Annotated in this window: 8 protein-coding genes; all 8 read left to right on the top strand. The window is 37.3% G+C overall.

From position 1 onward, the window contains the following. Positions 1–329 precede the first annotated feature (329 nt). Positions 330–695, top strand: a complete 366-nt coding sequence (locus CVU84_17410; protein PKM93127.1) for a hypothetical protein — start codon at positions 330–332, stop codon at positions 693–695. A 14-nt stretch (positions 696–709) separates the two neighbouring features. Continuing rightward, entirely contained in the window at positions 710–3391 is a 2682-nt protein-coding gene (locus tag CVU84_17405) for a hypothetical protein (GenBank protein PKM93126.1), read from the top strand. 210 nt (positions 3392–3601) lie between these two features. Beyond that, positions 3602–5005, top strand: a complete 1404-nt coding sequence (locus CVU84_17400; GenBank protein PKM93125.1) for a hypothetical protein — start codon at positions 3602–3604, stop codon at positions 5003–5005. A 55-nt stretch (positions 5006–5060) separates the two neighbouring features. After that, positions 5061–6905 carry a conjugal transfer protein TraG gene (locus CVU84_17395; protein ID PKM93124.1) on the top strand — a complete coding sequence of 615 codons (1845 nt, stop codon included), beginning with the start codon at positions 5061–5063 and terminating at the stop codon, positions 6903–6905. 13 nt (positions 6906–6918) lie between these two features. Then, entirely contained in the window at positions 6919–7173 is a 255-nt protein-coding gene (locus CVU84_17390; protein PKM93123.1) for a helix-turn-helix domain-containing protein, read from the top strand. Between the two features lie 473 nt (positions 7174–7646). Next, positions 7647–7868: an XRE family transcriptional regulator gene (locus CVU84_17385; GenBank protein PKM93122.1), complete on the top strand. Its 222-nt coding sequence runs from the start codon at positions 7647–7649 to the stop codon at positions 7866–7868. Positions 7869–7920: 52 nt separating this feature from the next. Further along, entirely contained in the window at positions 7921–10494 is a 2574-nt protein-coding gene (locus CVU84_17380; protein PKM93121.1) for a type I restriction-modification system subunit M, read from the top strand. Position 10495: 1 nt separating this feature from the next. Next, positions 10496–10639, top strand: a 144-nt coding sequence (locus tag CVU84_17375) for a restriction endonuclease subunit S (GenBank protein ID PKM93120.1), incomplete at its 3' end; no start/stop codon positions are given.

Here is a 10639-nt window from a genome sequence, read left to right as displayed (position 1 = left end):
GAAATCAAAGTCGAAATTAGGGGTTAATCGTGCCTGATTCTAATTATTATTCTGGTGCGGGATAAAGCAAGGTGCTGTGAACCGCACCTTGCACTCACAGCGGTCGGCAGTGCCGACCGCAATTCTAAAGGTTTCAGGGATTCTCACGAATGAAGTATTAGGTGCTGTAAAACGACAATTATGCTGTGTAAGGTGCTGTAGATGGCTTCAAAGGCTAGAAAACACCTGAGATTTAGGTGCTGTAAGAGGTGCTGTGAAAGAAAGGAGGGCAACATTTGGAGAAAAAGAGTGAATTGAAGGAGCGTGTTGTGGCTTGGCTTTACCCAGAAATGATTGAAAAGATGAATAATCTAATGGAAAACAACAACATGAGGAATCATACAGAGTTTGTCGAGCAAGCAGTAAATTTCTATATAGGATATTTAAGTGCACAGGACAGCACCATGTATCTTTCAAAAATAATTCTCGGTGCAATACAAGGCGTGCTAAAAGAAACGGAAAATCGACAATCTAATAATTTATTTCGTTTGTCGGTTGAAATGTCCATGATGATGAATATCCTCGCAGCTGGACTTGAAATCGGTGATGAAGACTTGCGAAAGCTTCGTGGACGGTGTGTCAATGAAGTAAAAAAAACTAAAGGGAGGATAAGTATGGAAGATGCTGTGAAGTTTCAACAAGGGATAGAAGAATAGATGAGAGGTGACCTATGTCCAGAATCATTTTGAAATGTCCTTATTTGAAAGGAGGCAGAAAGAAGAATGCTTCTCATCTTTCAAATCTAGTGACCTACATGGCAACCAGAAATGGCGTTGAGAAATTATCGAAGACTATGGCTAATCTTCCATCTAGTTTGAAACAAGAAGATTTGATTCGTCAATTCACTCAGGAATTTCCTGAAACCAAGGATCTATTTGAGTATGAAGACTACGCTCAAAATAAAACAGTTGAGAATGCATCAGAATTTATTTCAATTGCATTAGAACAGAACATCGATAAGATAGGTCAGCGAAAAAACTATATCGACTATATTGCCAATCGTCCAAGGGTCCAGCGGATGGGAACACATGGTTTATTCACTGGTGGAGATGATGAAATTGTATTAAGTCGTATTGCGGAAGAAGTGGGTAATCATACCGGCAACATTTGGATTCCAATCATTTCACTTAGAAGAGAAGATGCGATTCGCACAGGATTTGATAGTGCTGAAGTTTGGCACAATATGCTTTCTTATTTTGCTCCTGAAATCGCAGAGTCGATGAAGATTCCGATTGAGAATTTTAGATGGTATGCAGCATTTCATAACGAGAGTCATCATCCTCATGTGCATATGGTGTGCTATTCGACAAACCCTAGAGAAGGTTACCTCACGAAAAAAGGCATCGAAAAGATGAAGTCTGGGCTTGTAAAAAGTATTTTTAAAAATGAGATGCAATTAATCTATGAAGAGCAGACTCGAAGACGCGATCAGCTTAAAAGTGAAAGTCGTGAGGTGATGCTTAAACTCATTCAAGAAATAAAAGTTGGCACTGTAAACAATCCCAGGATTGAAGAACTCTTTTTGAACCTATCTCAAGAACTCAAGTCAACTACAGGCAAAAAAGTATATGGATATCTTACTTCCGGGTTAAAAGCGATAGTAGATGAGCTTATAGATGAAATCTCTAAAGAGCAGGTTTTATCAAAAGCCTACGAGCTGTGGTACGAAATGCGGGAGGAAGTGATAAACAGTTATATGGATGAGTTCTCTGAGCGTCTTCCACTTTCAAAACAGAAAGAATTCAAGTCAATCAAGAACATGATCATTGCTGAAGCTAATCAGTTTTCGATGGATGCATTTGATATCAATGAACTCGATGGAATAGATGATATCGAATTGCTAGAAGAGATCTTCGAAAGCAATGAATCATTTGTTGTCAGCAGTCCAGAAGAAGTTGACCATGAATCATTAGGAAGTATGGACCGTACCGTAAGTAGTGAAACCTCTGAAAACATATATGTAAAATGGACGGATGAATACAAATTGGCTCGTGATTATTTATTTGGCACGGAGGAGATTCAACAAGATTTTGGTGAAGCACTTTCTCTGCTTTTGGAAGAAGCGCAAAATGGAAATGTACTTTCCGTTTATGACATAGGGCGAATTTATTCAGACGGCCTTGGTGTTGAAAAAAATCATGAGGTTGCTCATGAATATTATGTAAAAGCACTTTCGGGTTTTCAAGAAGTGGAAGCACAGAAACCTTGGAAATACACTGAATACCGCATAGGTAAAATGATTGCCGTAGGACTTGGGACGGAACAAGATTATCAGATTGCAGCTGAGTGGTTTCATTTATCAGCAGAGAAGAAATACAAATATGCACAGTATTCTCTTGGAGCACTGCACCACCGAGGGCAAGGCGTTGAACAAAATCTCGTAAGAGCATTTGAGCTATACCTGAAGTCTGCAAATCAAAATTTTCCTTATGCAGATTTTGAAGTGGCCAAGATGTACCGTGACGGTGTTGGTACTGATCAAAACGGAACAAAATCTGTACATCACTTTCAAAGAGCTTTCAGTGGTTTTGAAGTCTTAGAGAACACCAGTCATGATGATAAAATCCAGTATCGTTTGGGGTGGATGCTTCAAAATGGTATTGGAACAGAGCCAGATTTGCAAAAAGCTAAAGATTACTATGAGAAATCAGCAAAGCTTGGCAATGTATATTCAAGCTTCGCACTAGCAAAGATAGTTTTTAAAGAGGATAACCCTGATCCAGAAGATTTGAAAAAAGCAATCGAGTTTCTGAGTGCCGTTACAAACAGTGATGATTCAGTACCAAAACATATTAAATCATCCGCAGTCTATTTACTTGGAAAACTTTTTCTTGAAGGTAAGGTAATGACTAAAAATATACACCAAGCGATTCGATGCTTTGAGATATCTCATGAATATGGAAATCAGTGGGCAAGTTATCAGCTTGGGAAGTTGTTCTTGCAAGGAAAGGAGAATCCAAAGAACATTGATAGGGCCATTTTTTATCTAACAAGCTCTTCGGAAGCTGGCAATCCATTTTCACAGTATCTTTTAGGAAAGACCTATTTACTTGGAAAAGATGTTACTAAAGATAAGGACCAAGCAATCAAGTGGTTGACCTTATCTGCTGAGCAAGGGAACGAATATGCAAAACTTTTTTTAGATAATATTGATAAGTTCAAAGATCCTTCTGTAGCACTTGTCGTATCCCGTCTGCTGAATCATATGGGAAAGATTTTTGAAGAGAACCTTATACCACATAGGAACTCAAATGGGATGAAAATTGATAGTAAACTGCTTAGAAAGTTGAAGGAGAAGAAGGTGGCGCAAGGTCATAAAAGAAATGATAAGGATCATGAGATGCTAATTTGATAATGTTTATTGCAGAAATAAGAAATAGCCATATTTGATTCCTAACCTATTATACGAGGAGAAGTTGAATGAAGAATAATCGAAAAACCAAATCAAAATCAAGCTATAGAAATTTTGAAAAGCTAAACATTAACCCATACATGAAACGCCGTCCAGTAAAAAGGACGGCGTTTCATCGTATAGGAACCAGAAGGCAATAGGTGGTGGATTATGGGGACATACATTCATTTTACCGAAGATCAAAAGCAAAGAGCCAATAGCGTAGATCTTGTTGAATTTTTAAAAATGCAAGGTGAGACACTTTTGTCTTCCGGAAGAGAGAAGCGCCTTGAAAGTAACCACAGTGTAACTGTGCGAGGGAATGAGTGGTTTGATCATGCAACAAAGGAAGGTGGACTTGCGATAGATTTCGTTCAATATTTCTATGGGCATACATTTCCTGATGCGGTTACAATGCTTCTTAACGGCGAGCAAGGCATTCCATACACTAAGGCAAAAAATGATCAAGAGACTAAAAAACCATTTAAACTTCCGCCGTGCAATAATGACATGCGAAGATTATTTGCATATTTAACCAAGCATAGATTGATAGATCCTGAAGTAGTGAGTTTCTTTGTCAAAGAAAGGCTTATTTATGAAAGCAAGGAGCTGACTGCCGATGGATTAAAGGAATATCATAATGCCGTGTTTGTGGGCTACGATGAAAATGGCGTTTCAAAGCATGCTCATAAAAGAGGGCTCTACTCGGAAGGAAAAGGCTACAAGGGGAATATCGACAGTAGCAATCCACGTTACAGCTTTCATCACATCGGAAACAGCAATCGATTATATGTGTTTGAGGCTCCAATCGATCTACTGTCATTTATCACAATGAATAAAGAATCGGGCTGGAGAAAACATAGCTACCTTGCACTTTGTGGTTTATCAGAACAGGCACTTTTCAAAACTCTTGAGTGGAATACAGAACTAACCCATGTTGTTTTGTGCTTGGATCATGATGCGGCTGGGATTGAAGCTTGCGAGAAAATTGAAGACATGCTTGCTGAGAAAAATAAAAGTTGTAGCAAATTACAGCCTTGTTTCAAGGATTGGAATGAAGACTTAAGAGCTAAACAGAACTTAGTTGCGATTCCGTCTGAGGAACACCCACAACATCGATTGAAAAATGATCTGTGCAAAGAAATACTGATTCTTGTAAAAGATATGGGATCGATGAATCTAGGGTATTCCGATGGTGAAGACATCCTGAAGCAAGCCCAAATAAACAATGAAAATCAAGCTGAAGCCATGAAGTTGGCAACAGCTGTTTTTTTATGTCTAGCATTGAAAGAACATCGGCAATTAGGTCATCAGATGACGGCAGAAGAAATCATTCAAAGTATGAGTGAACAGTTTCGTGCATATCAAAATCGGAGCCGATGGGATTCTAAATTGTCTGAAGTATACGATGAGTTTTCTAGAATAAAAATGAGTGCAGAAGCCATTGATGAAAAAGAAGTGTTGAGCTATGCCATTGGATTTCAGAAAGTTGCTTTAATCCTTCTGAAATCTACAATTAAGCTAGAACTTCTTGTGCAAAAGCAGATACAGACTCAATCACTTAATATGGCATGAAATTATGAGGCGTGGGAGAAATCCCATGCCTCATTTTTATGAAAGGATGTGAAAAATGAATTCTCAAGTATATATGTTAATAGCAGCTGCAGCCGTAATGTTCTCAGTTATCGGCGGACTGTCATTACTAGCCCATTACTATACCTTAAACGGTATCAAATCCAAAACTGTTGGAGATGGACAGCATGGTGTCGCAAGATTCGCATCGAAAAAGGAAATTGAAAGTACTTATCATCACATACCATTCAAGGTTAAAGAGTGGCGACAAGGTATTAACCTGCCAATTGATGAAAAAGGCAATCCGATGCAAGGATTAATAATTGGATGCAAAGAATCAAATAACATGGTGACAGGTCTTGTGGATCCTGGAGATGTCCACTGTTTAATGATTGGTGCAGCAGGCGTTGGTAAGACGGCATATTTTCTATATCCGAATCTAGAATATGCCTGTGCCAGTGGAATGTCATTCATTACAACAGATACCAAGGGTGACCTTGCAAGAAATTATGGGATGATAGCTAAGGAGAGCTACGGCTATAATATTGCGGTCATTGATCTGCGTAACCCAACCAGAAGTGATGGGAATAATCTTCTCCATTTAGTCAACAAGTACATGGATTTGTACCGAGCAGATAGCAGTAATTATTCAGCAAAAGCAAAGGCAGAAAAGTATGCGAAAATCATTTCAAAAACGATCATTTCAACCGATGGAAACAATGCTGCCATGGGGCAGAATGCTTTCTTCTATGATGCAGCAGAAGGGCTCCTCACATCTGTAATTCTTCTAATTGCAGAATTTCTCCCAACAACAATTGAAGATGGCAAACGAGTAGATAAGCGACATATCATTTCTGTTTTTAAAATGGTGCAAGACCTCATGGCACCGAGCAAGATCAAAGGAAAAAGTCAATTTCAACTCTTGATGGATAAACTACCACCTACTCATAAGGCAAAGTGGTTTGCAGGCGCAGCTCTCAATTCGGCAGAACAAGCAATGGCATCTGTACTCTCAACGGTATTGTCACGACTGAATGCATTTCTAGACTCAGAGATGGAGCAGATTCTTTGCTTTGACACGGCAATTGATGCGGAAACGTTCTGTAACGAGAAATCAGCAATCTTTCTCATTCTCCCAGAAGAAGATAACACTAAGTATTTTATGGTGTCGCTGTTCTTACAGCAGTTTTATCGTGAGATGTTGACCGTAGCGGATGAAAACGGTGGCAAGTTACCTAACCGAGTGATGATTTATGCAGATGAAATCGGAACAATTCCAAAGATTGAATCTTTTGAGATGATGCTATCTGCTGGTCGTTCGAGAAGGATATCAGTGATTCCAATAATACAGTCATTCGCTCAGCTTGATAGAAATTATGGAAAAGAAGGCAGTCAAATTATCACAGACAACTGTCAGCTTACAATCTTCGGTGGCTTTGCGCCAAACTCTGAAACGGCACAGGTGCTCTCTAAGGCTCTTGGTAGCAGAACGGTTATGAGTGGCAGCATTAGTCGAGGCAAAAATGATCCGTCTCAGAGTCTACAGATGATAGAAAGACCACTACTTACAGCGGATGAATTAAAAGCATTACCTAAAGGAAATTTTGTTGTTATGAAAACGGGTGTACATCCAATGAAAACAAAGCTGAAACTTTTTTTGGACTGGGGAATTACATTTGAAAAGATATATGAAACTGAGGAGAAGTCCCATCGTAAAGTGTACTACGCTGATAAAGAGGAGCTTGAAGAAAACATCGTGAGGCATACCATGGCATTGGATGTTGATGATGTAGCTATTGATGAGAATACTGAAACTGGTAAGCGAGGCGGAACACTTCATTCTCCTGTGATGGATCCAAGCGATGAATCTGCTGTGAAGAGTAAAACAATCATTAGAACATAGGGAGGTGAGACGGTTGAGTTTCTTCGGGAATTTATACAGAGAAGAAATATCCTCTCGAGCCAAATCAGTATATATGTATTTGAAAGACAGAAGCAATGCTGAAGGTGAATGTTGGCCAGCCATAAAAACCATTGCCAGAGATACATCAATGTCTGTCAGTACAGTAAAACGAGCTCTAGATGATTTGTTGAAGTGTGGATTGCTTCGAAAGGAATGCCGCTATAGGGAGAATGGCAGCAATTCTTCAAATCGCTATTATGTTCGGTAAGTTGTTATGTTGAGCTCGACATAACGGGTATTTTTAAAATAGAAATATGAATGTTCACGAAAAATCTACAGTTTTCCGCCAAGGGGAATCTATGCCTTTTTCGTGGACTGAGGTGGGGTTCATGATGGACTGCCCAGAAGGAATCACTTTAAGAATTAATTTAACAGCAGAGAAAAAAGATAGAGTTTCAGTTATTACAAAATTCTGATTAAAGCGACTGTCCGTTTTACCGTACTTGTTATACTTTATAATAATAAATGACCACCAATGTTTAAAAATAAACTATATAAACTATAAAAATGTTTTGGTTAAACACAAAGTGTGTGATGCATAATAATTTGTGTTGTTAAAGCAATAAAAAATCTCTTTTTAATATAAAAACACATCGAACACTAACTTTATAATGTAATGAACTTATTGCTGTGATATAATTTATTAGTGCTTTGCTTATTTCTGAATAGGGAGGATAAATGATGGCAATAAGTTACAAAAAACTTTGGAAACAGCTTATAGATAAGGATATGAAAAAGAAAGACTTAGAAATAGCTGCTGGCATAAGTCATTATACCATCAACAAATTGAACCATGGTGATAATGTTACAACAGATGTGCTTGTGAAAATATGTAGGGCACTTGATTGTACATTGGACGATATCATGGATATTTTACCAGAAGAAATTAATCATGTTAAATAACACCCTTAAGAATTGCACATAGATTAACATTGACGGGAGGAAATAAAAACATATGAATAAGCAACAACTTGCAACAAAGATATGGGAATCTGCAAATAGAATGCGTTCAAAAATAGAAGCGAACGAATACAAGGATTATATTTTAGGTTTCATCTTTTACAAGTACCTATCAGATAAAGAAGTGAAGTTTTTAAAAGCAAATGACTTTACTGACGATGACATCAAGGCTATTACAGAAGAGGATCAGGAGATGGTGGAATACATCCAAAAAGGTGTTGGGTATTTCATCGCTTACAAGGATTTGTTTTCTACTTGGCTTGATATGGGAAATAAATTTGATGTATCAAATGTGAGAGATGCTCTTTCTGCATTCAGTCGTTTGATTTACAAAACACACAAAAAAGTTTTTGAAGATGTTTTTGATACCTTACAAACTGGATTAAGCAAACTAGGGGACAGCTCAGGTGCGCAAACAAAAGCTATCAGTGGGTTACTACAGCTGATTAAAGACATTCCTATGGATGGCAAACAAGACTATGATGTTATTGGTTTTATTTACGAATATCTCATTAGCATGTTTGCAGCTAATGCAGGTAAAAAAGCCGGCGAATTTTATACCCCTCACGAGGTTTCATTATTGATGTCTGAAATCGTCGCTAGTCATCTGAAAGGTAGAAGTGAAATTAGAATTTATGACCCAACAAGTGGTTCAGGTTCATTATTAATTAATATAGGACACTGCGTATCAAAATATATCGATGATGAAAATAAAATCAAATACTACGCCCAAGAACTTAAAGAAAACACCTACAACCTAACACGAATGAACTTGGTTATGCGTGGCATTGAACCTTACAATATAGTAACACGTAACGGTGACACCTTAGAGGAAGACTGGCCTTACTTTGATGAGAACGATCCTGTAAATACATATGATCCATTATATGTAGACGCAGTAGTATCAAATCCACCATACTCACAACCTTGGGATCCTACTAGTAAAGAAAATGATCCAAGATATTCTCGTTTTGGATTAGCTCCAAAAGGTAAAGCAGACTATGCTTTCTTATTGCATGATCTGTTTCATATTAGACCAGACGGAATTATGACGATTGTTCTCCCACACGGTGTATTGTTCCGTGGAGGTGAAGAAGGAACAATTCGTAAAAACCTAATAGAGAATAATCATATTGATGCGATAATTGGACTGCCTTCGAATATATTTTTCGGAACAGGTATTCCAACAATTATTATGGTTCTTAAGCAAAAACGTGAAAACACTGATGTTTTGATTGTGGATGCTTCTAGAGGTTTTATTAAAGAGGGTAAAAATAATAAATTGAGGGCATCTGATATTAAGAGAATTTCAGATGTGGTTATTGCTCGTGAATCCGTGGATAAATTTTCAAAAATTGTAAGTCGCGAAGAAATCCGTAGTAATGAATATAACCTTAATATTCCTCGTTATGTGGACTCTTCTGAAAGCGCGGACACATGGGATATATACGCAACCATGTTTGGCGGTATTCCAAAATCAGAAATTGAAACACTCCATAAATTTTGGCAAACATTTCCCACGCTTAGAGATACCTTGTTTTTAAATAGTGACACTCCATATGCTGAGTTAGCAACTGATGAAATAAAGATGACAATTAAAAATCATACTGACGTTATTGCTTTTGAAGACGCCTTTCGAAGTGCTTTTGAGAGCTTTACTCCATATCTTAGAGAAGAACTTCTAAACAAAATGAATGAGGTTGCAGTTTCAAAAGAAGAAACGGTACTTAGTGAAAATATTTTCGAGCGATTAAAGAACTTTCCAATAATAGACAGATATGATGCATATCAAATATTGGATAATGAATGGACAAAGATTGCTATAGATCTAGAGGTCATTCAAACTGAAGGATTCGAAGCAACTAAGCAAGTTGATCCTAATATAGTAATCAAGAAAAAAGAAGGCAAAGATCAAGAAGTTCAAGAAGGTTATGTAGGTCATATCATTCCTTTTGAACTTGTACAAACTACTCTTTTAAAAAAGGATTATGATGCATTAAAAGCGAAAGAAAATAGATTATCAGAGATTCCCTCTGTATACGAAGAAATTATTGACTCAATGACAGAAGATGAAAAAGAAACTGATGTACTCAATGATTCTAACGATACCTTTGTTGCTAAAGAAGTGTTTAAAAAACTGAAAGAGTTAAACGCCGAGACTGACACATTAGAATCAATTGAATTTAGAAATAAGTTGATTCGAGCAGATGAATTGATAAAAGAAGAAAAAGAGCTTAAGGCTCAAATTAAGAAAGAAAGTGCTGAGCTTCATACTTTAACAAAGGCAACTATCGAAAATCTTTCCGATGAAGAAGTATATGAACTTCTAGATAAAAAATGGATTGAAAGTTTAGTTAAAAATTTACACACTCTACCTGAGACTGTTGTTGATAGCTTAGTTAGCAAAATTCAAATCATGCAAAATAAATATGCGATCACATTTTTTGAGGTAGAAACTCAAATTCAAGAAACAGAACAGTTGTTGTGTAAAATGATTGACGAACTAGTGGGAGATGAATTTGATATGAAAGGTCTTAGCGAGTTCAAGACGCTGCTCGGGGGTGAGTAGTATGGGAGAAAATAAAAAACCTGCAATTCGCTTCAGAGGATTTACAGATGCTTGGGAACAGCGTAAGTTCTCTGAAACCTTTATATATTTGCAAAACAATGCGCTTTCAAGAGCAGATTTAAACTATGAGCAAGGCTTAATAAAA

It is taken from the genome of Firmicutes bacterium HGW-Firmicutes-1, assembly GCA_002841625.1.
Classification (GTDB): domain Bacteria; phylum Bacillota; class Clostridia; order Lachnospirales; family Vallitaleaceae; genus HGW-1.
Note: the sequence above shows the minus strand (reverse complement) of the source record. Positions and strands in the feature narration are given on the sequence as shown.